This is a genomic window from Aliiroseovarius subalbicans, from assembly GCF_022678625.1.
Classification (GTDB): domain Bacteria; phylum Pseudomonadota; class Alphaproteobacteria; order Rhodobacterales; family Rhodobacteraceae; genus Aliiroseovarius_A; species Aliiroseovarius_A subalbicans.
Genome location: NZ_JALBYQ010000001.1, coordinates 1,119,819 through 1,144,380, shown reverse-complemented (window position 1 = coordinate 1,144,380; position 24,562 = coordinate 1,119,819). Strand labels below are relative to the sequence as shown.

Annotated in this window: 26 protein-coding genes; 15 read left to right on the top strand and 11 right to left on the bottom strand. The window is 61.6% G+C overall.

What is annotated here, in order from left to right; translation table 11 throughout:
* Positions 1–36: 36 nt before the first annotated feature.
* Positions 37–1,032 (top strand): fatty acid desaturase, encoded by a 996-nt coding sequence (locus MN188_RS05725; protein ID WP_242106625.1) that lies wholly within the window; start codon positions 37–39, stop codon positions 1,030–1,032.
* 226 nt (positions 1,033–1,258) lie between these two features.
* Complete coding sequence (locus MN188_RS05720; RefSeq protein ID WP_242106624.1) at positions 1,259–2,908, top strand: amidohydrolase; 1,650 nt, start codon at positions 1,259–1,261, stop codon at positions 2,906–2,908.
* A 115-nt stretch (positions 2,909–3,023) separates the two neighbouring features.
* On the opposite strand, the gene serS is transcribed toward MN188_RS05720, so the two are convergent.
* A complete protein-coding gene (gene serS, locus MN188_RS05715) occupies positions 3,024–4,316 on the bottom strand; it encodes a serine--tRNA ligase (RefSeq protein WP_242106623.1) in 1,293 nt (430 codons plus the stop codon).
* A 93-nt stretch (positions 4,317–4,409) separates the two neighbouring features.
* Positions 4,410–4,751 (bottom strand): cupin domain-containing protein, encoded by a 342-nt coding sequence (locus MN188_RS05710; RefSeq protein WP_242106622.1) that lies wholly within the window; start codon positions 4,749–4,751, stop codon positions 4,410–4,412.
* Between the two features lie 171 nt (positions 4,752–4,922).
* On the opposite strand from MN188_RS05710, the gene yajC reads away from it, so the two are divergent.
* The 10 genes from yajC to MN188_RS05660 all read left to right on the top strand — a co-directional run bounded on the left by yajC (position 4,923) and on the right by MN188_RS05660 (position 11,920).
* Positions 4,923–5,252: a preprotein translocase subunit YajC gene (gene yajC, locus MN188_RS05705; protein WP_242106621.1), complete on the top strand. Its 330-nt coding sequence runs from the start codon at positions 4,923–4,925 to the stop codon at positions 5,250–5,252.
* A 44-nt stretch (positions 5,253–5,296) separates the two neighbouring features.
* On the top strand, positions 5,297–6,958 hold the full coding sequence (gene secD / locus MN188_RS05700) for a protein translocase subunit SecD (protein ID WP_242106620.1): 1,662 nt from the start codon (positions 5,297–5,299) through the stop codon (positions 6,956–6,958).
* 1 nt (position 6,959) lies between these two features.
* Complete coding sequence (gene secF / locus MN188_RS05695; protein ID WP_242106619.1) at positions 6,960–7,928, top strand: protein translocase subunit SecF; 969 nt, start codon at positions 6,960–6,962, stop codon at positions 7,926–7,928.
* Entirely contained in the window at positions 7,921–8,673 is a 753-nt protein-coding gene (locus MN188_RS05690; protein ID WP_242106618.1) for a sulfite exporter TauE/SafE family protein, read from the top strand. Before secF ends, MN188_RS05690 begins: the two co-directional genes overlap by 8 nt.
* A gap of 7 nt (positions 8,674–8,680) precedes the next feature.
* Positions 8,681–9,034, top strand: a complete 354-nt coding sequence (locus MN188_RS05685; protein WP_242106617.1) for an Mth938-like domain-containing protein — start codon at positions 8,681–8,683, stop codon at positions 9,032–9,034.
* 86 nt (positions 9,035–9,120) lie between these two features.
* Entirely contained in the window at positions 9,121–9,744 is a 624-nt protein-coding gene (ccmA, locus tag MN188_RS05680) for a heme ABC exporter ATP-binding protein CcmA (protein WP_242106616.1), read from the top strand.
* Complete coding sequence (gene ccmB / locus MN188_RS05675) at positions 9,741–10,397, top strand: heme exporter protein CcmB (RefSeq protein ID WP_242106615.1); 657 nt, start codon at positions 9,741–9,743, stop codon at positions 10,395–10,397. Before ccmA ends, ccmB begins: the two co-directional genes overlap by 4 nt.
* A 51-nt stretch (positions 10,398–10,448) precedes the next feature.
* Positions 10,449–11,225, top strand: coding sequence for a heme ABC transporter permease CcmC (gene ccmC / locus MN188_RS05670; RefSeq protein WP_242106614.1), 777 nt, complete (start codon positions 10,449–10,451; stop codon positions 11,223–11,225).
* Positions 11,218–11,376 carry a heme exporter protein CcmD gene (gene ccmD / locus MN188_RS05665; protein ID WP_242106613.1) on the top strand — a complete coding sequence of 53 codons (159 nt, stop codon included), beginning with the start codon at positions 11,218–11,220 and terminating at the stop codon, positions 11,374–11,376. The genes ccmC and ccmD overlap by 8 nt, the downstream gene beginning before the upstream one ends.
* Positions 11,369–11,920: a DsbE family thiol:disulfide interchange protein gene (locus MN188_RS05660; RefSeq protein ID WP_242106612.1), complete on the top strand. Its 552-nt coding sequence runs from the start codon at positions 11,369–11,371 to the stop codon at positions 11,918–11,920. Before ccmD ends, MN188_RS05660 begins: the two co-directional genes overlap by 8 nt.
* Before the next feature lie 139 nt (positions 11,921–12,059).
* Here MN188_RS05660 and acnA read toward each other — a convergent pair whose 3' ends face one another.
* Complete coding sequence (gene acnA, locus MN188_RS05655; protein WP_242106611.1) at positions 12,060–14,750, bottom strand: aconitate hydratase AcnA; 2,691 nt, start codon at positions 14,748–14,750, stop codon at positions 12,060–12,062.
* 224 nt (positions 14,751–14,974) lie between these two features.
* On the opposite strand from acnA, the gene MN188_RS05650 reads away from it, so the two are divergent.
* Positions 14,975–15,676: a DUF1223 domain-containing protein gene (locus tag MN188_RS05650; RefSeq protein WP_242106610.1), complete on the top strand. Its 702-nt coding sequence runs from the start codon at positions 14,975–14,977 to the stop codon at positions 15,674–15,676.
* Here the strand turns inward: MN188_RS05650 and MN188_RS05645 are convergent.
* The 5 genes from MN188_RS05645 to purB all read right to left on the bottom strand — a co-directional run bounded on the left by MN188_RS05645 (position 15,664) and on the right by purB (position 19,862).
* A complete protein-coding gene (locus MN188_RS05645) occupies positions 15,664–16,560 on the bottom strand; it encodes a lysophospholipid acyltransferase family protein (protein WP_242106609.1) in 897 nt (298 codons plus the stop codon). The two genes, MN188_RS05650 and MN188_RS05645, sit on opposite strands and share 13 nt — an antisense overlap.
* Before the next feature lie 130 nt (positions 16,561–16,690).
* Positions 16,691–17,740 (bottom strand): flagellar motor switch protein FliG, encoded by a 1,050-nt coding sequence (locus MN188_RS05640; RefSeq protein WP_242107438.1) that lies wholly within the window; start codon positions 17,738–17,740, stop codon positions 16,691–16,693.
* Between the two features lie 126 nt (positions 17,741–17,866).
* Positions 17,867–18,025 carry a hypothetical protein gene (locus tag MN188_RS05635; protein WP_242106608.1) on the bottom strand — a complete coding sequence of 53 codons (159 nt, stop codon included), beginning with the start codon at positions 18,023–18,025 and terminating at the stop codon, positions 17,867–17,869.
* A 62-nt stretch (positions 18,026–18,087) separates the two neighbouring features.
* Positions 18,088–18,495: a DUF4405 domain-containing protein gene (locus tag MN188_RS05630; protein WP_242106607.1), complete on the bottom strand. Its 408-nt coding sequence runs from the start codon at positions 18,493–18,495 to the stop codon at positions 18,088–18,090.
* A 62-nt stretch (positions 18,496–18,557) separates the two neighbouring features.
* Positions 18,558–19,862 (bottom strand): adenylosuccinate lyase, encoded by a 1,305-nt coding sequence (gene purB, locus MN188_RS05625; RefSeq protein ID WP_242106606.1) that lies wholly within the window; start codon positions 19,860–19,862, stop codon positions 18,558–18,560.
* A gap of 94 nt (positions 19,863–19,956) precedes the next feature.
* Between purB and MN188_RS05620 the strand changes: the two genes are divergently transcribed.
* Positions 19,957–20,367 carry a DUF6314 family protein gene (locus MN188_RS05620; protein WP_242106605.1) on the top strand — a complete coding sequence of 137 codons (411 nt, stop codon included), beginning with the start codon at positions 19,957–19,959 and terminating at the stop codon, positions 20,365–20,367.
* Between the two features lie 81 nt (positions 20,368–20,448).
* On the top strand, positions 20,449–21,048 hold the full coding sequence (locus MN188_RS05615) for a biotin transporter BioY (protein WP_242106604.1): 600 nt from the start codon (positions 20,449–20,451) through the stop codon (positions 21,046–21,048).
* 108 nt (positions 21,049–21,156) lie between these two features.
* Here the strand turns inward: MN188_RS05615 and MN188_RS05610 are convergent, their stop codons facing one another.
* The 3 genes from MN188_RS05610 to pyrC all read right to left on the bottom strand — a co-directional run bounded on the left by MN188_RS05610 (position 21,157) and on the right by pyrC (position 24,529).
* Positions 21,157–22,656 carry a replicative DNA helicase gene (locus MN188_RS05610; RefSeq protein ID WP_242106603.1) on the bottom strand — a complete coding sequence of 500 codons (1,500 nt, stop codon included), beginning with the start codon at positions 22,654–22,656 and terminating at the stop codon, positions 21,157–21,159.
* Between the two features lie 155 nt (positions 22,657–22,811).
* Positions 22,812–23,492 carry an orotate phosphoribosyltransferase gene (locus tag MN188_RS05605; RefSeq protein WP_242106602.1) on the bottom strand — a complete coding sequence of 227 codons (681 nt, stop codon included), beginning with the start codon at positions 23,490–23,492 and terminating at the stop codon, positions 22,812–22,814.
* Positions 23,489–24,529 carry a dihydroorotase gene (pyrC, locus tag MN188_RS05600; RefSeq protein WP_242106601.1) on the bottom strand — a complete coding sequence of 347 codons (1,041 nt, stop codon included), beginning with the start codon at positions 24,527–24,529 and terminating at the stop codon, positions 23,489–23,491. Before pyrC ends, MN188_RS05605 begins: the two co-directional genes overlap by 4 nt.
* Positions 24,530–24,562 lie beyond the last annotated feature (33 nt).

Sequence of the window (24,562 nt, the reverse complement as noted above, 5' to 3'; positions counted from 1 at the left end):
CTGACCGGGTGACCGGGGCATGTGCAGGAGGGGATCATGGAACTACGGCAAGCTTTGCGCAGCTACACCAAGAAAGACAACCGTCTGGCCTACCTCAGCCTGCTGTCCAATCTTGTGATCTATTTCGGCGCGGTCGTGGCGTCGGTTCTGGCGGTTCAGCAGGGCAATTGGCTGATCGCGCCGCTGCCGATCATCGTGTTGGCTTTCGCCGGTGTGCGGCTTTACGTGTTGCAGCACGATCTGGGCCACCTGTCGCTGTTCGAAACCCGTGCCCAGAACCAGTTCTGGGGCTATCTTGTGTCGCCGTTCACCTTCGCGGCCTATCCGCAGATGACTTATAATCACAACCTGCACCACGCCTATGTCGGCGATCTGGACGCGCGTGAAACAACCGAAGTTTACACCATGACTGTCCGCGAATGGGCGCAGGCCGGGGTGTGGAAAAGGCTGTATTACCGGCTTTATCGTCACCCGCTGGTGCTGATCCCGGTCGGCTCGGCCTTCACCTATTTCATTGCCTACCGCTGGCCCAAGAATGCGGCCAAGGTCGGGACCAAGGCGATCCTGGCCCACAATGCGGCGATCGTCGCCTTTGGCCTGTCACTGTATCTCTGGGCTGGCTGGACCGGCGTGCTGACCGTGGCTTTCGCGATCTGGCTGGGGGGCTGCATTGGCGTGGCGCTGGTTTATCTGCAGCACAATTTCGAAGGCACCTGGTGGGACCGGCGCCCCGATCTGGACATGGAACGTGCCGCGATCCAGGGCGGAAGCTGCCTGGATTTTGGCTGGGTGTTCGACGAAATGGTTGCGAATATCACCAAGCATGACATCCACCATCTGGTCGCCGCGATCCCGTGCTATCGCCTGCGCGCCGCCCACCGGGAGCTGGAAAAGACGCACGAATTGCGACGCATTTCCTTTGGCGAGGCGCTGCACGCTTTCACCTTGCGCCTGTGGGATGAAGACAGCGAACAGCTGGTGCCATTCCCGAAGGCCCGCCAGTTGACCGCGCATGAGGTCGGGGCTGAGTAGACCCTGGCTTTGACAGCGCAGGGTCGATCGGATGACTCAACGGGTTTTGACGGTGAGCAGTAGAGGGTGGACGCTGGAACCCCATCCAGAGGGCCTGCTTGGACGGATCTTACCTGCCCATCGGACTTGCAAAAACGCCACCCAAGATCTGTATCGACATGCTACAGTCATTCAGCTGACTGGCAAGTGGGGTGCTTGACCGGCCGCCTGAACTCAGGAGAGATCCATGCCCGATATCGTCATCCTCAATGGGTGCGTCATCACATTTGATGGCCCGGACGCCGAAGCATTGGCCATCACCGGCGGCACGATCACCGCCGTTGGATCCACCGCCGAAATCCGCGACATGGCCGGATCTGCCCGCGTTATCGACGCCCAGGGCAACACGGTTCTGCCCGGCTTTATCGACAGCCATGTCCATTTGTTTGGCGGGGCCGCTGAACTCGACTTCCTGAACCTGCATGAGGTATTTGGCGTCAAGCAGCTTGCCGCAGCTGTGCGGCCCTATGCGGCGTCGCGCCCTGACGATCAGCTGTTGTTTGCCTGCTCGATTGACTATGCGCTGATGGGCGACCGCGCGATCACGCGGCACGATCTGGACGCGGCGATGCCGGATCGTCCCTTTGCCGCGATCGCCGCCGACCACCACACGGTCTATGCCAATACCAAGGCGCTGGACCTGGCCGGGGTGCTTCACGGCAAAGAGGTTGCCGAAGGATCCGAGGTTGTCATGGGCAAGGATGGTCTGGCGACAGGCGAGCTGTTAGAGGTGGGCGCGTTTGAGCCGGTCCTGGCCCTGACGCCCCTAGGGGGGCGCGAATTGCTGGGCATGACCACAGGCGCTGATCCTGTGCCCGCCCCTGACGCCCAAACCCGCGCCATCGACACGTCGGTCATTGCCAACGGATATAAGCATTGTGCCGCGCAGGGGATCACGGGTCTTCACAACATGGATGGCAATTTCTATCAGCTGGAGCTTTTGTCCGAGATGGAACAGGACGGCACATTGCTGTGCCGAACTGAAATCCCCATGCATCTCAAGCACACGGATCCGGTTGAAAGGGTCGATGAAGCGGCCGAGATGCGCGCCAGATACAACAGCGACATGGTCTGGTCGCGCCGGGTCAAGATGTTCATGGACGGTGTGCTCGACAGTCGCACCGCTTTCATGCTTGAGCCCTACCCCGGCACCGACAGCTGCGGTGACCCTCTGTTCTCGGATGCGCAGTTCAAACAAGCCTGTATTCGCGCTGACGCAATGGGGCTGCAAATTGCGGTTCATGCGATCGGGGATGCAGCGGTGCGTCAAACCTTGGATGGCTACGAGGCCGCGCAAAAAGCCAATGGCGTGCGCGATAGCCGCCACCGGATCGAACATATCGAGACCATCCATCCTGATGACATTCCCAGGATTGCAGGCCTTGGGGCTGTGGCATCAATGCAGCCCTTGCACGCGCCGCGCGGTGGGTTTTTCCTGCCGGCCTATGAGCCGGGGGATATCCTGCACGCGCATCAGATCGCCACGGCCTTCCCATGGAAAACAATCCGTGACACCGGTGCCGCGTTGATCTTTTCGACCGACTGGCCGGTGGTGCCGGTCGATGTGATGCCAACGATCCAGGGGGCCGTTGCTGGGGCGGACTTGCCGGATATATGGCCGGATCAGCGGATAGGATTGCGCGAGTCTCTGGCCGCGTACACCCGCGACAATGCCTGGGTGGAATTCAACGAACACCGCAAGGGGCGGTTGCGGGCCGGGATGATGGCCGATGTTGTGGTTTTGGACGCTGACATCGAAAGCCTGCCCGCCGAACAGCTCGGCACCGCAAAGGCGGCGGTCACGATCTGCGCCGGGCGGATCACCTTCGAGGCCTGATCGACCCAGAAGGCAGGGGGCATTTGCACGCCAGGTTTTAAAACCCGGACGCGGTGCTTCTGGTTGAATAGGGGATGGCGCCGCGCACACAGGCGGTGCCCGAAAGGCTGTGGCGTCAGGCCATCTGGCCGCCCGTCGTGATCCGGGTCTTGCCACGCAGATAGGGGTGCAGCACCTCAGGCAGCGTGACCGAACCGTCCGCTTCCTGCCCGTTCTCCAACACTGCGATCAGGCAGCGCCCAACGGCGACGCCAGATCCGTTCAACGTGTGCACAAAATCGGGTTTTCCGCCACCCGTGGGTTTGAACCGCGCGTTCATGCGGCGGGCCTGGAAATCACCCGCGACCGAGACAGACGAAATCTCGCGATACGTGTCCTGACCGGGCAGCCAGACCTCGATGTCATGGGTGCGCTTCATGCCAAATCCCAGGTCGCCAGTGCACAGCACCACGGTGCGATAGGGCAGGCCCAGACGTTCCAGAATACCCTCGGCGCAAGCGGTCATGCGCATGTGTTCTTCGTTGCTGTTCTCGGGCCGGGTGACCGACACCATTTCGACCTTTTCGAACTGGTGCTGGCGCAGCATGCCGGCAGTGTCACGCCCGGCGCTGCCTGCTTCTGATCGGAAGCACAGCGAATGCGCCGTCATCCGGATCGGCAGGGCCGCCTCGTCGACGACGTCGCCGTTGACGGTATTGGTCAGTGTGACCTCGGAGGTCGGGATCAGCCACCACCCTTCACGGGTCTGGTAGCTGTCTTCGCCGAACTTCGGCAGCTGGCCGGTGCCATACATCATCTCTTCGCGCACCAGAACCGGGGCGTTGACCTCGGTCAGCCCGTTTTCCTCGGTGTGCACATCCAGCATGAACTGGGCCAGCGCGCGGTGCACGCGGGCAATGGCGCCCTTCAGCACGACAAAGCGGCTGCCCGACAGCTTGGCGGCGGTCTCAAAGTCCAGCCCGTCCTGCGCGGCGGGCAGTTCGTAATGCTCGACCGGCTTGAAATCGAAGGCGCGCGGGCTGCCCCAACGCTTAATCTCAACGTTGTCTTCTTCGTCGTCGCCATCGGGGATGTCGTCGCCGGGAATGTTGGGCAGGCCCATCAAAAGTTCGGACAGGGCCGCATCTTTCGCCTTCGCTTCGTCGTTCAGCGCGGCGATCTCGGCCTTCTTGTCAGCCACCAGCGCGCGCAGGCGGTTGAATTCATCCTCATCGCCCGACGCCTTCGCGGCCCCCACGGATTTCGCCGCCTTGTTGGCCTCGGCCTGGGCGGTTTCAGCGGCCAGAATGGCGGCGCGCCGGGCTTCGTCCAGCGCCAGGACGTCGCCAGACAACCCTGACAGGCCGCGCCGGGCCATACCCGCATCGAAGGCTTCGGGATTGTCGCGGATCAGGCGGATGTCGTGCATCTTGGGCGTCCTTGGCTGAAAAATCTGGCGCAGATATGCCGCAAAGCGGGGCCGGGGGGAAGGGGGAAAGGCGGTGGCGCCCGACCGCGACGGTCAAACCCGGATCACATAATCCTTCACCGTGGTTTCCACGACCTCCCAACGGCCCTTGAAACCGGGGCGGATGATCATGCGGTCGCCGGCGCGCAGGTGCACGGGCGGTTTGTCGTCCTCGGTCAGGATCGAATGTCCTGACAGGATGTTGAAATACTCCCATTCGTCATACGCGACACGCCATTTGCCCGGTGTGGATTGCCAGATGCCAGCAAACAACCCGTCGCGTTCTTCCAAATCCCAGGTGGTAAAGACCGGATCACCGGCGATCAGGCGGTTGGCGGCGGGGCGGTCAACTTCGCCAGGGCCATCGGGGGCAAAGGGAAGGGCAAGATCAGACATGGAACCTCATCACGTTGGTGTGTTTGGCGCAGCCTAGGACAAGGCGCAAAGTGCGGGCAAGGGGGGCTATGAAATCCGCCTGCGCTTGCTTGCCAACCTTCCGGCCCCCCTATAGGGTGCCCGCCAGTTTGAATGGGTCCGATGCGGCCCAGAAATGAGGGGAATAACCACATGTTTGTCACGCCAGCTTTTGCGCAGGCCGCGGGTGCGCCCGCCGGGGGTCTTCTGAACTCCATGCTCGTCCCGATGCTGCTAGTTTTTGCGATCATGTATTTCTTCATGATCCGTCCGCAGCAAAAGAAAATGAAAGAGCACCAGGGCATGCTTGGAGCGCTGCGTCGTGGCGACCAGGTGATCACGGCCGGCGGGTTGATCGGCAAGGTCACCAAGGTCAAGGACGACACCGAGGTTGAGCTTGAGGTCGCCAGCGGCGTGAAGGTGCGCGTTGTGCGTTCGACCATCGCAAGTGTGGTCAGCAAGACGGAACCGGCCGAGGGGTAATCCCCGGCGCGATTTGAATTCGGTCAACAGGGCAGGCGGGGCGAATGCTTCAGATTTCTCTTTGGAAACGGGTCGTGATCTGGGCCCTGGTGGCGCTGGGTCTGGCCTATGCGGTGCCCAACGCGTTCTATTCGCGGGTCGAGCAGCACAATGATGCCGTGGCCGAGATCGAGCTTTACGGCGCAACCGCCGAGCGCGAGGCAGATGCCTCGGCCTGGCCTGAATGGGCGCCCTCCAACCTGGTGAACCTGGGTCTGGACCTGCGCGGTGGTGCGCATCTGCTGGCCGAAGTGCAGGTGGCGGATGTCTATTCGGCCCGTATGGATGCGCTTTGGCCCGAGGTGCGAAACGCGCTTCGCGGGGAACGCGCCACGATCGGCACGATCCGCCGTCAGGACGGGCCTGAGGACGAACTGCGCGTGCGCATCAGTGAGGCCGACGGCATGCCGCGCGCACTGGAACTGGTCCGTGCCCTGGCGCAGCCTGTGGTCAGCCTGACCGGTGTCGGATCGACCGACATCGAGGTGGCCGGGCAGGACGACATCATCATCGTTACGCTGTCGGACGCCGAAAAGCTGGCGACTGATGATCGCACGATCCAGCAAAGCCTTGAAATCATTCGCCGCCGCGTGGATGAAGTTGGCACCCGCGAACCCACGATCCAGCGCCAGGGCGACACAAGGATCCTGATCCAGGTGCCTGGCATCGGGTCGGCCTCCGAGTTGAAAGAGCTGATCGGCAAGACCGCGAAACTGACCTTCCACCCGGTGGTCAGCCGCACCGGCGACGGCGCGACCGACCCCGGTCCGCGCAATGTGATTTATCCATCGTTGGACGAAGACGGCGTGTTTTACGTGCTGGAGCAGACCCCGACCGTCACCGGCGAGGAGCTGAACGACGCGCAGCCCAGTTTCGATCAGAACGGCCAGCCCGCTGTGACTTTCCGCTTCAACGTCTCAGGTGCGCGCAAGTTCTGTGAATACACCGGCGAGAACGTCGGCCAGCCCTTCGCCATCGTGTTGGATAGCGAGGTCATCTCGGCCCCGCGCATCAATGAAGCGATCTGTGGCGGATCGGGCATCATCACCGGTAATTTCGACATCACGGAATCAACCAACCTTGCCGTGCTTCTGCGCGCCGGCGCCCTGCCGGCCGAGCTGGAGTATGTCGAAGAACGTACCATCGGCCCTGAATTGGGGCAGGACAGTATCGACGCGGGCAAGGTCGCCTCGGTCATCGCCTTCGCGGGCGTGCTGATCTTCATGGCGCTCAGCTATGGCCTGTTCGGCATCATCGCAAACGTTGCCCTGATCCTGAACGTGGGTCTGATCTTCGGCCTGCTCAGCATGATCGGCGCGACGCTGACCCTGCCGGGGATTGCGGGTATCGTGTTGACCATCGGCATGGCGGTGGACGCCAACGTGCTGGTGTTCGAACGCATTCGCGAGGAGATCAAGGCGGGTCGTGGCCCGGCCCGCGCGATCGAGTTGGGCTATGAAAAGGCGCTGTCGGCCATTCTGGACGCGAACATCACAACCTTCATCACCGCGCTGATCCTGTTCATCATGGGCTCGGGCCCGGTGCGCGGGTTCTCGGTGACGCTGGGGCTGGGCATCCTGACCTCGGTTTTCACTGCCATCTTCGTCACCCGCCTGATGATTGTCATCTGGTTCGAACGCCGCCGCCCCAAAGCTTTGGAGGTCTGATATGCGCCTGAGACTTGTTCCTGCTGAAACGAACTGGGATTTTTTCTCGAAAACGTCGATCACCTTCGGGTTCTCGGCGCTTTTGATGGTGGCCTCGGTCGTGGCTTTCTTTGTCATCGGCCTGAATTTCGGCATCGATTTCCGGGGCGGCACGACGATCCGGACGGAAAGCACGCAGGCCGTGGACGTGGGGGGGTATCGCGACGCTCTGGCGCCGCTGAACCTGGGCGATGTGTCGATCACTGAAGTGTTCGACGTGAACTTCCGTGACGACCAGCATGTCAGCCAGATCCGTATCGAAGCCCAGGAGGGCGAAGAGGCGATCACGCCGGAAACCATGGCGGTCATCCAGGACGCGCTGCGCGGCGCCGATCCGGCGATCACATTTCCCAGCGTGGAAAGCGTGGGGCCGAAGGTCTCGGGCGAGCTTGTCTTGACCGCGATCTATGCGGTTTTGGCCGCCATCGCGGCGGTTCTGGTCTATATCTGGCTGCGGTTCGAATGGCAGTTCAGCCTGGGCGCGGTTGCGGCGCTGGTGCATGACGTGGTTCTGACCATTGGCGTGTTCGCCGTGGTGCAGATCAAGTTCGACCTGGCCATCATTGCCGCCCTTCTGACCATCGTCGGCTATTCGTTGAACGACACCGTGGTCGTGTTCGACCGGGTGCGCGAAAACCTGCGGCGCTACAAGAAGATGGACCTGAAAGAGGTGCTGAACCTGTCGATCAACGAAACCCTGTCGCGCACGGTGATGACCTCGGTCACCACGCTGATCGCGCTGATCTCGCTGTATATCCTGGGCGGGGACGTGATCCGCGGCTTCGTCTTCGCGATGATCTGGGGCGTGATCGTGGGCACCTATTCGTCGGTCTTCGTCGCCTCGGCGATCCTGCTGCGCCTTGGCGTCAAGCGGGACTGGTCCAAGCCCGACGCAAATGCCGGCACCCAGTTCGCGAACGTGGATGCCTGATCTGATCGCCGCCGCGCTGGGGCAGGAGTATCTGCTTTGGCTGGTGGCGGCGACAACAGTCGCGGGCGTTGTTCGGGGGTTTACCGGGTTCGGAACCGCGATGATCTATATGCCTGTTGCAGGGCAGATCCTGGACCCGTTCGCAGCCCTTGTCACCCTAACTGCGATGGACGTGATTGGCCCGTTGCCCAATGTGCCGCGCGCGGTGCGCGACGGGCACCGGCGGGATATCCTGCGGCTGTGCGGCGGGCTTCTCATCGCCATGCCGATCGGCATCTGGACGCTGGCCAGCATCGCGCCCGAGGTCTTTCGCTATTCGGTCTCGCTTTTGTCCCTGACGCTGCTGGTGTTGTTGATCACCGGCTACCGCTACCGGGGCACGCTGAAGCACTGGATGATTTATGCGACTGGCATGCTGGGCGGGTTTCTTGCCGGGGCCACCGGCCTGGCGGGCCCGCCGGTCATCATGCTCTACATGGCGTCTCGTCACCAGGTCCGGGTGATCCGCGCGAACTTGCTACTTTACCTGCTGGGCGTCGACCTTCTGATGATGCTTTTGCTCTGGGTCATGGGGCGGTTGGAGCCCACTGCGCTTGTGCTGGGCTTTCTGCTAGCGCTGCCGTATCTTGCCGGAAACGTGCTGGGCGGGTGGCTGTTCCGACCAGAGCTTGAAAAAACCTACCGTGCGGCGGCCTATCTGCTTATCGCGGCGTCGGCCTTGTCGGGCCTGCCGCTTTTCGACTGAGGATCACATGCAACTGACGGAAATCACCTATGACAGCGCGGTGCCGGTCGATGGCTATGGCCCCGGCTTTTTCCGCGTGGCGGGCGAAGTGATCCAGGGGCCGATGCTGATCACCGATCAGGCCGCCCGCAGCTGGGCCGGCCCTGATGACCTCGGCCCGCTTGTGGCGCTGTCGGGCCAGGTCGACGTGCTGTTTCTGGGCACCGGCGCTGACACCGCGCACCCGCCCGCCGCACTGCGCGAGGCTTTGGAGGCGGTCGGGATCGGAGTCGAGGCAATGGCGTCGCCCTCGGCTTGCCGTACCTTCAACGTTCTGGTCAGCGAAGGCCGGCGCATCGCCCTGGCCGCCCTGCCGGTGTGAAACGCCTGCGGGCTTGAGCGAAATCAAGGAAGCGACCGACAATACCGGTCACGTAGTCAGGAAGCAAAACAGGAAAACGCGCGCTCATGGATCTTGTCGTTGAAAACCTGACGGTCACGCGCGGCGGCGTGCCGGTGTTGGAGGGGGTCGGGTTCACCGTGACCCCCGGTCAGGTTGTAATGCTGCGTGGACCAAACGGTTCAGGCAAAACGACGCTTCTGCGCACGCTTGCCGGGCTGCAGCCGGCGCTGGAAGGGCGGGTTAGTGTGGAGCCTGAGGCGATCGCCTATGGCGCCCATGCGGACGGGCTGAAGGCAACGCTTTCGGTCGCCGAGAACCTGAAATTCTGGGCCAGCGTCTATGGCACCAACGACATCGCCCCGGCGACAAAGGCGTTCAATCTGGACGGGCTGCTGGAGCGCGCGGCGCAGAATCTGTCGGCTGGTCAAAAACGCAGGCTGGGCCTTGCGCGGCTGCTGGTCACCGGGCGCCCGATCTGGTTGTTGGATGAACCCACCGTGTCGCTGGACGTGGCCAGTGTGGGACTGTTTGCGGACGCTGTGCGTGCTCATGTGGCGGATGGCGGCTCGGCCCTGATCGCGACCCATATCGACATGGGGATCGATGCGGATGAGGTCGACATCGGTCCGTTTCGCGCCGACCCGCGCGCGGCAAGGGTCCAGACCGCGTTCGACGAGGCCTTCGTATGATCGCGCTGTTGATCCGCGACCTGAAGCTGGCGATGCGGGCCGGTGGTGGCTTTGGCCTGGGTCTTGCCTTTTTCCTGATCGTGACCGTGCTGGTGCCGTTCGGCGTGGGACCGGAAAGCCAGATCCTGGCGCGGATCGCGCCCGGCATCTTGTGGGTCGGTGCGCTGCTGGCCTGCCTGCTGTCGCTTGATCGCGTCTTCCAGTTGGACCATGAGGACGGCACGCTGGACCTTCTGGCCACCGCGCCGCTTCCGATGGAGGGCGCCGTGGCAATCAAAGCACTGGCCCATTGGCTGGTTACAGGTTTGCCACTGACCCTGTCGGCACCGATCTTTGCCACACTTTTGAACTTGCAATCACCGGGCCACCTGTGGGTATTCGTCACGCTTTTGATTGGCACCCCGGCGTTAAGCATGATCGGCGCTTTCGGGGCTGCGCTTACTGTGGGGCTGAAACGCGGTGGGCTGCTGTTGTCGCTGCTGGTCCTCCCGCTCTATATTCCCACCCTGATTTTCGGCGCCGAGGCCGCGACACGGGGCGCAGCCGGGTTGGAAAATGCCACACCCTTGGCCCTGATGGCCGGGATCACGGCCGGTGCGATCGCACTTTTACCCTTCGCCGCCTCTGCGGCCATTCGTGTCAATCTGAGATAATGTGATCATGGGACACTTGCCCAATTCGAGAACCCCGATTAGGACATCTGCATGACTGAAACACATCGCACTAAACAGGCCGAGGACCGTTGGAACTGGCTGTGGGAATGGGCCAACCCGGTCAAATTCATGTCGCTGTCCGGTAAGATCCTTCCCTGGGTCATGGGCTTGTGCGCACTGACGTTGCTGCCGGGTCTGATCTGGGGATTCTTCTTCACCCCTGAAGCTGTGAATTTCGGATCCTCCGTCAAGATCATCTATGTTCACGTGCCAACCGCGATGCTGGCCATCAACATCTGGGTGATGATGCTGGTCGCTTCCCTGATCTGGCTGGTGCGGCGCCACCATGTCTCGGCGCTGGCCGCCAAGGCCGCCGCTTTGATCGGGCTGACAATGACTGTGGCGGCGCTGTTTACCGGTGCAATCTGGGGCGAACCGATGTGGGGCACCTACTGGGCCTGGGACCCGCGCCTGACCTCGTTCCTGATCCTGTTTTTGTTCTACCTGGGCTACATGGCGCTTTGGGGAGCGATTGATGATCCGGATACGGCGGCGGACCTGACTTCAGTCCTGTGCCTGGTTGGTTCGGTCTTCGCGCTGCTCAGCCGTTATGCGGTGAACTTCTGGAACCAGGGTCTGCACCAGGGTGCGTCACTGTCGTTGGACAAACAAGAGAACGTTTCGGACGTGTATTGGCAGCCGCTGGTACTGGCGATCGTCGGCTTCAGCCTTCTGTTCGTGACCTTGCTGCTTTTGCGCACCCGCACCGAGGTGCGCCGCCGCCGGACCCATGCGCTGGAAACCCGCGAAAGGATGGCCGATGCTTGATCTTGGAAAGTACGCAGTCGCGGTTTACGCGTCCTGGGCGATCGCGTTGGGGTTGGTGGTGTTACTGGTGTTGATCACCTTGCGCCAATCGGCAAAGGCCAAGCTTGATCTGGATGCGGCAGAAGCCCGAAAGGCGGCACGACATGGCTGAAAAGAAAAAAAGGGTTTCCTTCCTGATGCTGCTACCGCCCCTGCTGTTTGCCGGGCTGGCAGTGCTGTTCATGTGGGGCATGGGGCGCGACAACCCGCGTGAACTTGAATCGACTCGCGAGGGCGGTTTGACGCCCCCGGTTTACCTGACGACGCTGGGCAACGGTGCGCCGTTTGGCGAGGCCGAATTGCGCGCGCCCGGCGTGAAGCTGGTAAACTTCTGGGCCAGTTGGTGCGCGCCGTGCCGGGCCGAGCATGACCAACTGAAAACCTTGTCGCAGGAAGGTGTCACGCTCTATGGCATCAACTACAAGGACGACGCGGCCAAAGGGCTGAGGTTTCTTGAGGAGTTGGGAAATCCCTATACCGCATTGGCCGCCGACCCGAACGGGCGCACAGCCCTGGACTGGGGTCTTTATGGCGTGCCCGAAACCTATGTGATCGACGGCAACGGGGTGATCGTCAAACGTTTTGCCGGTCCGGTCACCGAAAGCATCCTGGAGAGCGTGATCCGCCCGGCGATGGCCGAAGCTGCCGCGCGGTGAACCGTTCCTGATTGAGTGCCTTCGGCACGCTTGATGTCTCACGGCCTTTCGGCTGCTCGGATTGGCGTCCGCCGCCACGTTGGCAGAGCCCCAATCCCCGGTCGTGTAGGCTGGGCTTTGTTGTGTCAGGCGGCCGGTGTCACGACCTGGAGAGGTTGCGCAACACATAGTGCAGCACACCGCCGTTTTCGACATATTCAATCTCAACCTCGGTATCGATCCGGCATTTCAGTTGGATCGTTTTCTCACGCCCGTCCGAAAAGGTGATGGTGCAGGGCAGGGTTGAAAGCGGCTTCAGATCGCCCGACAGCCCCGTGATCGAAACGGTTTCGTCCCCGGTCAGGCCAAGCGTTTTACGCGTGTCGCCATCGGTAAACTCGAATGGCACAACGCCCATGCCAACCAGGTTGGAGCGGTGAATGCGCTCGAAACTTTCCGCGATCACCGCCTTGACGCCCAGCAAGTTGGTGCCCTTCGCGGCCCAGTCGCGCGAGGACCCTGCGCCGTATTGTTCCCCGCCGAAGACAACCAGCGGAATGCCCGCTTCCTGATAAGCCATCGCGGCGTCGTAGATCGAGGTCTGCTGACCGTCTGGTCCCTTGGTGAAGCCACCTTCGACGCCCGGCAGCATCTCGTTCTTGATGCGGATGTTGGCGAATGTGCCACGCATCATGACTTCGTGGTTGCCGCGTCGCGAGCCGTAGGAGTTGAACTCGCGCGGTTGCACCTGGCGCTCGCTCAGGTATTGCCCTGCGGGCGATTGAACCGGGAAACTGCCTGCGGGCGAGATGTGGTCGGTGGTGATCATGTCCCCCAGCACGGCCAGCACTTTGGCGCCTTCGATGTTCTGGATCATACCCGCCTCGGGCGACATGCCCTGAAAATAGGGTGGGTTCTGGATATAGGTCGACGCCGCTGGCCAGTCATAGGTCTTGGCTTCGGTGACCTCGACCGCGCGCCATTTCTCATCGCCTTTGAAGACGTCGGCGTATTTCGACTGAAACGCCTCGCGGGTGACGGTCTGGTCCACCAGATCCGCAATCTCCTGTGTGGTCGGCCAGATGTCTTTCAGATAGACATCATTGCCATCCTTGTCTTTCGCGATAGGGTCGCTGGTCAGGTTGATATCCATCGTACCTGCCAGGGCATAGGCGACCACAAGCGGCGGAGAAGCCAGGTAGTTGGCGCGCACATCGGGGCTGATCCTTCCCTCGAAGTTGCGGTTGCCTGACAGGACCGAAGTCGCGACCAGGTCGCCTTCGGCAATCGCCTGGGACAATTCGGGCTGAATGGGGCCTGAGTTGCCGATGCAGGTGGTGCAGCCATAGCCCACCAGGTTGAAGCCGATGGCGTCCAGATCCTCCTGCAGCCCTGCGGCCTCAAGATAGGCGGACACGACCTGCGATCCGGGGGCCAGCGAAGTTTTCACCCAGGGCTTGCGGGTCAGGCCAAGGGCCGCGGCCTTGCGCGCGACAAGGCCCGCACCGATCATCACGTAAGGGTTCGACGTGTTGGTGCACGAGGTGATCGAGGCGATAACGACCTTACCGCTTTCCAGCGTGTAGTCTTCGCCTTGCACGGCGATTTCCTTGCCCATCGGTCGCTTGAAGGTCTCGGCCATCTCACGCGTGAACGCGTCCTTGGCATTGGTCAGCGCGACGAAATCCTGCGGCCGCTTCGGACCTGAAATGGCTGGCACAATGGTGCCCATGTCCAGGCTGAGCGTGTTGGTGTAGACGGGGGCATAATCCGCGCCGCGCCAGAACCCATTTTCCTTGGCATAGGCTTCGACCAGCGCGATGCGCGCGTCGTCCCGACCCGTGATGCGCAGGTAGCGCAGGGTTTCGCCGTCCACCGGGAAGAAACCACAGGTCGCGCCGTATTCCGGCGCCATGTTGGCGATCGTAGCCCGATCGGCTAGCGGCAAGCGGTCCAGACCTTCGCCGTAGAACTCGACAAACTTGCCCACCACGCCGTGCGCGCGCAGAAGTTCAACGACCTTCAGCACCAGATCGGTGCCGGTGGTGCCTTCGACCATCGCGCCGGTCAGCTCAAACCCGACAACCTCGGGGATCAGCATCGAGATCGGTTGCCCCAGCATCGCGGCCTCGGCCTCGATCCCCCCAACACCCCAGCCCAGTACGGCCAGTCCGTTGACCATCGTGGTGTGGCTGTCGGTGCCAACCAGCGTATCCGGGTAAGCAACCTGCGCCCCGGTCTGGTCTTCATCGGTCCAGACGGTTTGCGCCAGATATTCCAGGTTCACCTGGTGGCAGATACCGGTGCCGGGGGGAACGACGCGGAAGTTGTTAAACGCGCCCTGACCCCATTTCAGGAACTGGTAACGTTCCATGTTGCGCTCATATTCACGGTCCACATTCATCTGGAACGCACGCGGATTGCCGAACTCATCGATCATGACCGAATGGTCAATGACGAGGTCCACCGGGCTCAGCGGGTTGATCTTCTGAACGTCGCCCCCAAGCGCCTTTATGCCGTCGCGCATTGCGGCCAGATCGACCACTGCGGGCACACCGGTAAAGTCCTGCATCAACACGCGGGCAGGGCGATAGGCGATCTCACGCGGGTTCTTGCCCCCGTTGTCGGCCCAGCTGCTGAAGGCCTTGATGTCGTCCACGGAGACGGTGCGCCCGCCATCCTCGAACCGCAGCATGTTTTCCAAGACCACCTTAAGGGCTGCAGGCAGGCGCGAGAAATCGCCCAGCCCGGCCGCCTCGGCAGCCGGGATCGAGTAATAAGCAATCTCAACGCCACCGGCGCTGAGGGTTCTGCGGGTCTTGGCTGTGTCTTGGCCGACAACGATGGTCATTTCGGGTCTCCCTTTGGGAACATGTCTGGCTTTAATCTCCCATAGGCTTGCTTGAATGCAGGGCCTTAATCAAGGGCGGGCTGTTTTCCATGGTCGGGTCGCCGGGGTTCACCGCTTTCTCACGTGCCCGTCAGGCAACGCGTTACAAACCTCGCAAAACCTTGATTGGCGGGGCAGGGGGCGATGGTCTAACGAGGATGGGACACGAGACGAAGGGATCCTTCATGCGACGCATTTTTGCGATTGTGATGGCGCTGTTTGCGGCGCTGGGTACGGCTTGGGCCGAACCGAAACCGCTTGTGGTTGTGGAACTGTTCACCTCTCAGGGCTGTTCGTCCTGCCCACCGGCGGACGCGCTTTTGGCCCAGTTGGCCGAGGAACGCGCCGACGTGCTACCGCTGGCGCTGCATGTCGATTACTGGGATTACATCGGCTGGGCCGACAAATTCGCCCGCCCCGAACATACCGCGCGGCAGAAAGCCTATGCCCATGCGGCAGGGATGCGGTCGATCTATACGCCGCAGATGGTGGTGGGCGGCGTCGATCACGTGATTGGGCACAAGCCGATGAAAGTGGCAGATTTCCTTGCCGCGCACCGGGCGGCGATGGGCCGTGTCGGTCTGACTGGGCGCGTAGAGGACGGGGTGGCGTTTGTGCGCGCTGAGCCGAGGGAGGACTTACCCAGGAAGATGGTCGCACAGCTTGTCCAGTTCACCGCCCGAGAAACCGTCAATATCTCTCGCGGGGAAAATGCCGGAAAATCAATATCCTATGCGAACATCGTCACCGACTTACATATCGTGGGGGAGTGGGATGGCATAGACGCGTTCGAGACCAGCATTCCCGTCCCGAAAGAAGGGTCATTGGCCATTTTGATACAGGCGTCTGGGGCCGGGCCGATACTGGCTGCCATTCAACTGCGCTGAGGTTCGCTTGCATCGGCGCTGGCCCATCTGCGGTGAGACCAGAGCCATTGGTCTGGGTGTTTGCGCACCATTTCGCCCAGCAGGTCATTGAAATCCTGCATCATTTTCATTTTGTCGGTCAGCTCGATCGGCGTTTCCACGCGCAGTTCAAAATCAAGACCGTTTGCTTGGCGTATGCCAAAACAGGGCACGAATAGCGCATCATTCTTAAGTGCGAGGTTTGCGGCGGTCAGGGGGGTGAGTGCCGGTTGCCCCATGAAATCAAGCCACGCGCCGCCGCTATCGCGTTGGTCGACAAGGATTGCCAGGAACCCCCCTTTTCTCAGGTGCGCGGAAACTTGTGCCAACCCACGTCGCGTGGTCGGAAAGACTTGCCCGGCCAGGCCTTCCATTCGCATTGCATATGCGTCGTTGAAATAGGGGTTTTTTGCGGGTTTGTAGAGACCCGCACAGTCAAATCCATCCCGCACAAGCGCCACACGCATGGCGTCATAGCTGCCAAAATGCCCCGTCACCCCCACGATCGGTCGACCGGCATTTTGGGCGGCTTTCAAAGCTTCAAGACCCGGACCGACAAGGGGTGTGTCACCGACACGGTCTATGAACTCCTGCTGGCTCCAGAGCTCTGCCAGCACACGCCCTGCATTGTTGACGACCGCGTGTTCAAGACGAGATACTTCTTTGCGATCCATTCCCGGGTGGATGAGCGCCAGGTTCGCCCGAACACGTTTGTGCCAACCTGCGATTGGACCAGCCAGCCGATCCACCAGCCAGCCAACCGTAGGGATACGCTTTGCAAACGGCAGGGCAAGGGGCAAGCGCAGGAGGGTTTGCGCCGCAAGGTTGCCCAGAAAGGCACCGAAAGTCCTGCCGTCCTCTTTCATCAGTTCGTCCTTGTTATCGGGAAGAGACATAGAACGCTCGGCACACCTTCACAAGGCAGGATAGCGGCTGGCGCAGCGTAGGGGGATGGCGGGCTCGTCTGTTCGCCTATGGGGAGTTGGGCTGGGAAGGCTACTGCTCGTCTTCGGCGATCAGCAGCACCTCGCCGGCCGCTTCCAACGCACGGATGGTGGCGATGACTGCGTTCATCGCGGCCTCGCCATCCTTGTCTTTTACCTTTCCCAGGTTTTCCATCTCTTCGCGGATCTGGTCGGCCATGCGTTTGGACATGGAGTCCAGGATGAAATCCACAACCTCGGTCAGGTCGACCGCAGCAGCGGCCAGGGCAGTGATCAGAACCGCCTGGTCGATATCCTTGGTGAGCTTGGGAATATCGCGTGGGTCGATCCGGGCGGGAATGTTGGCGAAGGTGAAGATGGCTTTGCGCACTTCGCTGGCAAAGGCGGCGTCGTCCTTGTCCAGCCCTTCCAGAACTTCATCGCGGGTGGCGGCGGGGCTGAAATTCAGGATCGCGCCAACCCGCTCCACCGGGCCGTCGGCAAAGGCCCGCAAGGGTTGTGCGTCCAGTTGTTCGGCCAGTGAGCGGCCGATCTTGTCCACGACCTCCGGTTCTATCGAGCCGGTCAGCGACACCGCATAGGCCACGCGCCGGGCGCGCGGGCCGGGCAGCTTGCCCAGCAGCTCGGCGGCGGTAGAGACCTTCAGTTTCGACAACAGCACCGCCGCGATCTCGACGCTTTCCTCCTCCAACACCGGCATCAGACGGGCGGGGTCCAAGCCAGAAATCGTTTCCCATGGGTCGCCGGTGTGGCGCACGCCGCCCTGTTTGCGAATGCGCGCCGCGGTGGCCGGGCTGATCGTGCCCTCAAGCACGGTCAACGCGCCTTCCAGGCCGGCCGGAAAGGACAGGCCAATTTCCTCCATTTCACTGACAAATTCCTCGATCACCGATTTCAACGTTGCGCGGTCGACGAAGCGCATGGCGGACATCTGCAATGTCAGGTCTTCTTGAATGCCCTCATCCATTCCGGTCAGGGGTAAATCCACCCCTTCGGCCAGCAACAGGCGCACGATGATCGCCGCTTTTTGCTTTTTGGTCAGTTGTTTCGGCGCGCCAAGACCAAGCACGCCCGGCACCGCAAATGGTTCGGGCAGGCCCATGTCATCGCCGAGTGTCGCGAGCGCGGTCGTCACATATTCCTCCGAACCCAGTGTCTTTCACACAAGGTCGCAGAGCCGGGTTAACACCACCCTTACAAGCGCCCGGAAATTTCCGGAAGAATAGGCTTATCCGGTCACTTGTTCGACACAACCGCCGGTGTCGTTGTCCCAGACGAACCCGGTCGCGCAGCTTTGCGCGTGCTGATCACGTGCGCAGCCCTCGGCAAGGCTCAGCGCCGGCATCAACGCAAGCAAGACAGCAGTCAGAAGCGTTTTGATTTGCATGAAGTCCTCCTTTCGTGGAGGACAAGAGTAGCACGAAACAGGCAGTTTCCCAAAATCAGGGTTCAGAGCGCCCAGTATTCCTTCTTGAAATACTCGTTCAATTCGACAAGCCAAGCGGTCGGCGGCAGGTCCAGAATGGCGGTCACAAGCAGGAACACGACAATCACGAACATCGCCAGACCTTCGCGGCGGTGTCCGGCCGGGTGCATCGCAGTGCCGGTCAGGAAATTCGTCACCACGGACCAGTGGATGACCACGTGCCAAACGGCAAACAGCGTGAACAGGAAAGAGGTGCCAAGGTGCACCGCTTCCCACCCGTCGCGCGACAGCCCTGCCAGGGTCCAGTCGATCTCTTTCGCCAGCGACCCCTTCGGCGCGACGACCAGAAACAGCCCGCTGAAAAACATGACGACGAAGGAAAAACCGGCGCCGAAAACGGCGGCGGCACGGGATGAGGCGGCTTTGGACATGGTGATCTCCTTTTTAACGTTCCGACCCTATCGGGACGGAACGAAAATGGCTTTGATCAGGATCAGTCCTTGAACACGCGGGCGAAGATCGTGTCGACGTGTTTGGTGTGATAGCCAAGGTCGAACTTCTCTTCGATCTCTTCGACGCCAAGCGCCTTGACGACGGCCTCATCGGCCAGAAGCTCGCCTTTGAAGTCACACCCGGTTTCCCAGACTTTGAGCGCGTTGCGCTGCACCATCTTGTAGGCGTCTTCGCGCGACACCCCCGCCTGGGTCAGCGCCAGCAGCACGCGCTGCGACATCACCAGCCCGGGGAATTTGTTCATGTTGGCCAGCATGTTGTCGGGGTAAACCAACAGCTTGTCGATCACGCCGGTCAGACGCGACAGAGCGAAATCAAGCGTGATGGTGGCATCGGGGCCGATGTTGCGTTCCACGGACGAGTGCGAGATGTCGCGTTCGTGCCAAAGCGCCACGTTTTCCATCGCCGGGACAACGGTCATGCGCACCAGGCGGGCAAGACCGGTCAGGTTCTCGGTCAGCACCGGGTTTTTCTTGTGCGGCATGGCAGACGAGCCTTTCTGACCCATCGAGAAGAACTCGGCGGCTTCCAGAACTTCCGTGCGCTGCATGTGGCGGATTTCGGTGGCGACGTTCTCGATCGAGCTGGCAACCACACCTAGGGCTGCGAAGAAGGCAGCGTGACGATCGCGCGGGATAACTTGCGTCGAGATCGGCTCGGGCTCCAACCCCAGTTTCTCGCAGACATGCTCCTCAACGGCGGGGTCGATGTTGGCGAAGGTGCCGACCGCGCCGGAAATCGCGCCGGTGGCGACCTCATGGCGGGCGCGTTTCAGGCGTTTCAGGTTGCGGTCCATTTCCGCATAGAACCGGGCGAAGGTCAGGCCCATCGTGGTGGGTTCGGCGTGAATGCCGTGGCTGCGGCCGATGCGGATCGTATCCTTGTGCTCATAGGCGCGTTTTTTCAGCGCGACCAGCAGCCCCTTGGTGTCTTCGATCAGAATGTCAGCAGCGCGCACCAGCTGCACGTTGAAACAGGTGTCCAGAACGTCCGACGAAGTCATGCCCTGGTGCACGAAGCGGGCTTCTTCCGACCCGACATGTTCGGCCAGGTGGGTGAGGAAAGCGATCACGTCATGCTTGGTCTCGGCCTCGATCTCATCAATCCGGGCGACGTCGAATTCCACGTCCTTGGCTTTCCAAACGGCGTCCGCGTTTTCGCGCGGGATCACGCCCAGATCGGCCATCGCATCGCAGGCGTGCGCCTCGATCTCATACCAGATTTTGAACTTGGTCTCGGGCGACCAGATGGCAACCATGTCGGGGCGGGAATAGCGAGGGATCATGGGAGAGGCCTTTTCGGTTTGAGCAGCGGTTGCGCGCGTCTTAGACTGACCACGCGCGCGCGGCAAGGCGTGCGCATGTCGCAAGGGGGCGGATGTGCCGCAATTGATGGATTTCGAAGGCCGCTGGCGGCTGTCGCGCCGGATCGAGGACGCAAAGACCGGCGGCACCGGGCTGTTTGAAGGCGTGGCGGTGTTCACGCGGGAGGGCGCGGGCCTCGCCTATGAGGAGGCCGGTGAATTGCGGCTGCCCGACGGGCCGGGCATGGCCGCGACCCGTCGATACACTTGGCGGCCCGGGGATGGGGCGATTGACGTCATGTTCGACGACGGACGGGACTTTCACCGCATCGCGCTGGACCAGCCGGTAGTGACCGCGTTTCACGATTGCCCGCCGGATTTCTACGAGGTGAGTTACAACTTCACCCACTGGCCCGATTGGCGCGCGATCTGGCGTGTGACCGGGCCGCGCAAGGATTACACGATGATCTCGGATTACCGGCGCTAACAACGCGGTGCTTGCGTGCAGCATTCTGCTGGTGCAAAAAGGCCCGTAACACTGACGCCACTCATGAAGGAAGAGAGACGTATGGCTATCACGATGAATGACAAGGTTCTGAGCGAAATGTTCGGCCCCACCGAAGGCACCGCCCTTCGCGTGAAACAGGTGGCTCTGGTGCTGGTCGGCATCGCCGTTCTGGCCATTGCCGCCAAGATCAAGGTGCCGATGTGGCCCGTGCCGATCACCATGGGCACCTTTGCCGTTCTGACGCTGGGTGCGGCTTACGGCCCGCGCCTGGGTCTGGCGACGATCTTTGGCTACATGATCGTAGGTATGCTGGGCTTTGACGTCTTCGCCAATTCCTCGGCCGAGGCCAACGGGCTGACCTACATGATGGGCGGCACCGGTGGTTATCTGGTCGGCTATGTGCTGGCCACCCTGGCGCTGGGCGCTCTGGCGCGCAAAGGCTGGGACCGGTCGATGGGCAAGATGGCCGGCGCGATGGTGCTGGGCAACGCGCTGATTTACGTTCCCGGACTGATCTGGCTGGGTATGCTGTATGGCTGGGACAAGCCGATCCTGGAGTGGGGCTTTACCCCGTTCATCGTCGGTGATGTGGTCAAGCTGGCCCTGGCTGCGCTGATCGTGCCCGGCGTGTGGAAACTGGTCGGCAACGCCCGCGCCTGATTTTCACCGCAGCGTTTACTGAATGAGAAGGGCGGCCCCAAGTGGCCGCCCTTCGCTTGTTTCTGGGAAGTGTTTCGGGCGTGAGCCCTTTGATCGCGAGGTTGGGGATCAGAACCCCTGGTCGTCGCCCTGCTGCCAGGGCTGCACCAGATTGCCGAACCGGGTGAAGCGGCCTTCGAAGCTGAGTTCCACGTTGCCAATAGGCCCGTGACGCTGCTTGCCAATCACCACCTCGGCCTTGCCATACAGGCGCTCCATGCGTTCCTGCCAGGCGGCCATGGCTTCCAAATTGTCCTCACCGGGCTTTTCGCGCTCGGCGTAATATTCCTCGCGGTACACGAACATGACCACGTCGGCGTCCTGCTCGATCGAGCCGGATTCGCGCAAGTCCGACAGCTGCGGGCGCTTGTCGTCACGGCTTTCGACCTGGCGCGACAGCTGGGACAGGGCAATCACCGGGATCTGCAATTCCTTGGCGATCGCCTTCAGGCCCATCGAAATCTCACCGATTTCCTGCACCCGGTTTTCGGCCGTGCCGCGTACCAGCTGAAGGTAGTCGACGATCAGCACATCCAGCCCCTTTTCGCGCTTCAGGCGGCGCGCCCGGGCGGCCAGCTGCGCGATCGGGATTGCGGCGGTGTCGTCGATATACAGCGGGCAGCTTTCCAGCGCCTTGGCGGCGTCGACGAAGCGGCGAAACTCGCCTTCGGTCATGTCGCCGCGGCGGATCTGTTCTGACGGCACTTCGGACGCCTCGGACAAGATCCGGGCGGCGAGCTGTTCGGACGACATTTCAAGCGAGTAGAAACCAACCACACCGCCTTCGATGGCCCCTTCAGAGCCGTCGGGCAGGGTGCCCTTTTTGTAGGCCTTGGCGATGTTGAACGCGATGTTGGTGGCCAGTGATGTCTTGCCCATCGAGGGGCGCCCGGCAAGGATCAGAAGGTCGGATCTGTGCAAACCGCCAAGCTTTTTGTCCAGATCAATCAACCCGGTGGACACACCTGCAAGCCCGCCGTCGCGCATGTAAGCCGCATTGGCGACCTGCACCGCGTCGGTGACCGCAGACAGGAAACTGACAAACCCGGTCGTGGCCTGACCCTGTTCGGCAAGCTTGTAAAGCGATTGCTCGGCCTCGACGATCTGGTCCATCGGCTCGGACGTGGCCTCGACCTTCGCCGCCTTGGCGGAAATGTCGCCGCCCAGCCGGATCAGCTCGCGCCGGACAGCCAGGTCATAGATCATCTGCGCATAATCCCGCGCGGCAAAGGACGAGATTGCCGCCCCGGCGATGCGGGCAAGATACGCCGGGCCGCCCAATTCTTTCAGACCGTCATCATCCTCCATGAACGCCTTCAGCGTGACCGGGCTGGCCAGGGCGTTCTTGGAGATCCGGTTTGCGGAAATCTCGAAGATGCGCGCGTGCACAGGTTCATAGAAATGCTCGGGCTTGATGATCTGCGCGACGCGGTCATAGACGTCGTTGTTGGTCAGGATCGCGCCCAGAAGCTGCTGTTCAGCTTCGATGTGGTGGGGCAGGGTGCCCGCTTCATCGTCCGATTTTGCGCCGTCCTGTTCACCCTGTGGGATCGCACTGATCTCGTTCATCTTACCCTCATTCCCCCCGAAATGGTCTGGATGCAGGGTTTACCCCAGCGCCCGCGGAGGGGGCAAATTGTATGTTTCTGTGGATAACCCGAACATACCAGATTTGGGGGGCTTCCGCAAAAGGATCCCCAGATACAGCTTAATTCGGGCGAGAATTATCCCTTGGTGCGCTCTTCCTGCCAGGCGCGCGGGGCCTTCAAGAAGCGTTCGACCTCGGCCAAAGTGGCGTCGGAAAACGCCCCTTGCGCCTTGGCTTCGGCCAGCACGTCCCACCAGGTGCACAGGTGGATCAGCTGAACCCCATGATCGCCAAGGGTTTTCTCGGTCTCGGGGAAAATGTCGTAGTAAAAGATCACCGCAGTGGCGCCGCAGCTGGCCCCGGTGTCGCGAATCGCGTCGACGAAAGACAGTTTTGATCCCCCATCGGTGGTCAGATCCTCGACCAGCAGAACACGCTGGCTATCATCCATCGCGCCTTCGATCCGGGCGTTCTTGCCATAGCCCTTGGGCTTCTTGCGCACATAAGTCATCGGCAGGGCCAGACGTTCGGCCACCAGCGCAGCAAAAGGAATGCCCGCTGTTTCGCCGCCAGCGATATTGTCGAAGGCCTCAAACCCGGCTTCGCGCATGATCGTGACCGACAGGAAATCCATCAGGGTGGATCGGATGCGCGGAAAGCTGATCAGCTTGCGGCAATCGATGTAGGACGGGCTGGGCAGACCCGAGGCCAGGGTGAAGGGCTCATCCGTATTGAAGTTCACCGCGCCGATTTCCAGAAGCATCCGGGCGGTCAGGCGGGCCATTTCCTCTTTCGGCGGGAAGCTGGTGGGGATCATGCAGAGACACTCCAGTGCAGGGGGAAACCGGGGTCAAAGACGGTGATGTCCCCGGCGTCACATTCGATTTTCGGTGGATAATCAACGGCATCGCCCTTGGTCAGGGTGATGGTCGCGTCGTTGACGGGCAGGCGGTAAAAGGCGGGACCGTTGAGCGAGGCGAAGGCTTCGAGCTGGTCCAGCGCGCCGTCCTGCTCGAACACTTCGGCCAGGCAGGACATGGTATTCGTTGCGGTGAAACAGCCCGCACAGCCACAGGCGTTTTCCTTCAGTGGGTCGATATGCGGGGCCGAATCCGTGCCCAGGAAGAACCGCGCATCGCCGCTGGTCGCTGCCTCCCGCAAGGCGATGCGATGCTCTTCGCGTTTTGCCACGGGCAGGCAGTAGTAATGCGGCTTGATCCCGCCCACCAGGATGTGGTTGCGGTTGATGATCAGGTGGTGCGTGGTGATTGTTGCACCCAGGTCTGTGTCGTTCGCGCGCACGTAATCCACACCGTTTTTCGTGGTGATATGTTCCATCACGACGCGCAGCCCGGGGGTGGCGCGGCGGATCGGGTCCAGCACGCGGTCGATGAACACGGCCTCGCGGTCGAAAATGTCGATCTCGCTATCCGTGACTTCGCCGTGCACACAAAGCGGCAGGCCGATCTCGGCCATTTTCTCCAGCACGTTCTGCACCTTGCGGAAATCGCTGACGCCGCTGGCCGAGTTCGTGGTGGCCCCGGCCGGGTACAGCTTTACCGCCGTGATCAGCCCGCTGGCATGGGCGGCGGCGACGTCTTCGGGGTCGGTGTCCTCGGTCAAGTAAAGCGTCATCAGCGGCTCGAACCCCATACCGTCGGGCAGGGCGGCCAGAATGCGGTCGCGATACGCGGCGGCATCGACCCCGGTGACCACAGGGGGTACCAGGTTGGGCATGATGATGGCGCGGGCAAAGTGGCGCGCGGTTTCGGGCAGGACGGCGTTCAGCACCGCGCCATCGCGCAGGTGCAGGTGCCAGTCATCGGGGCGGCGGATGGTAAGGCTGTGTGTCATGATGCGGCAGGGATAGCGCGCCCATCATTTCCA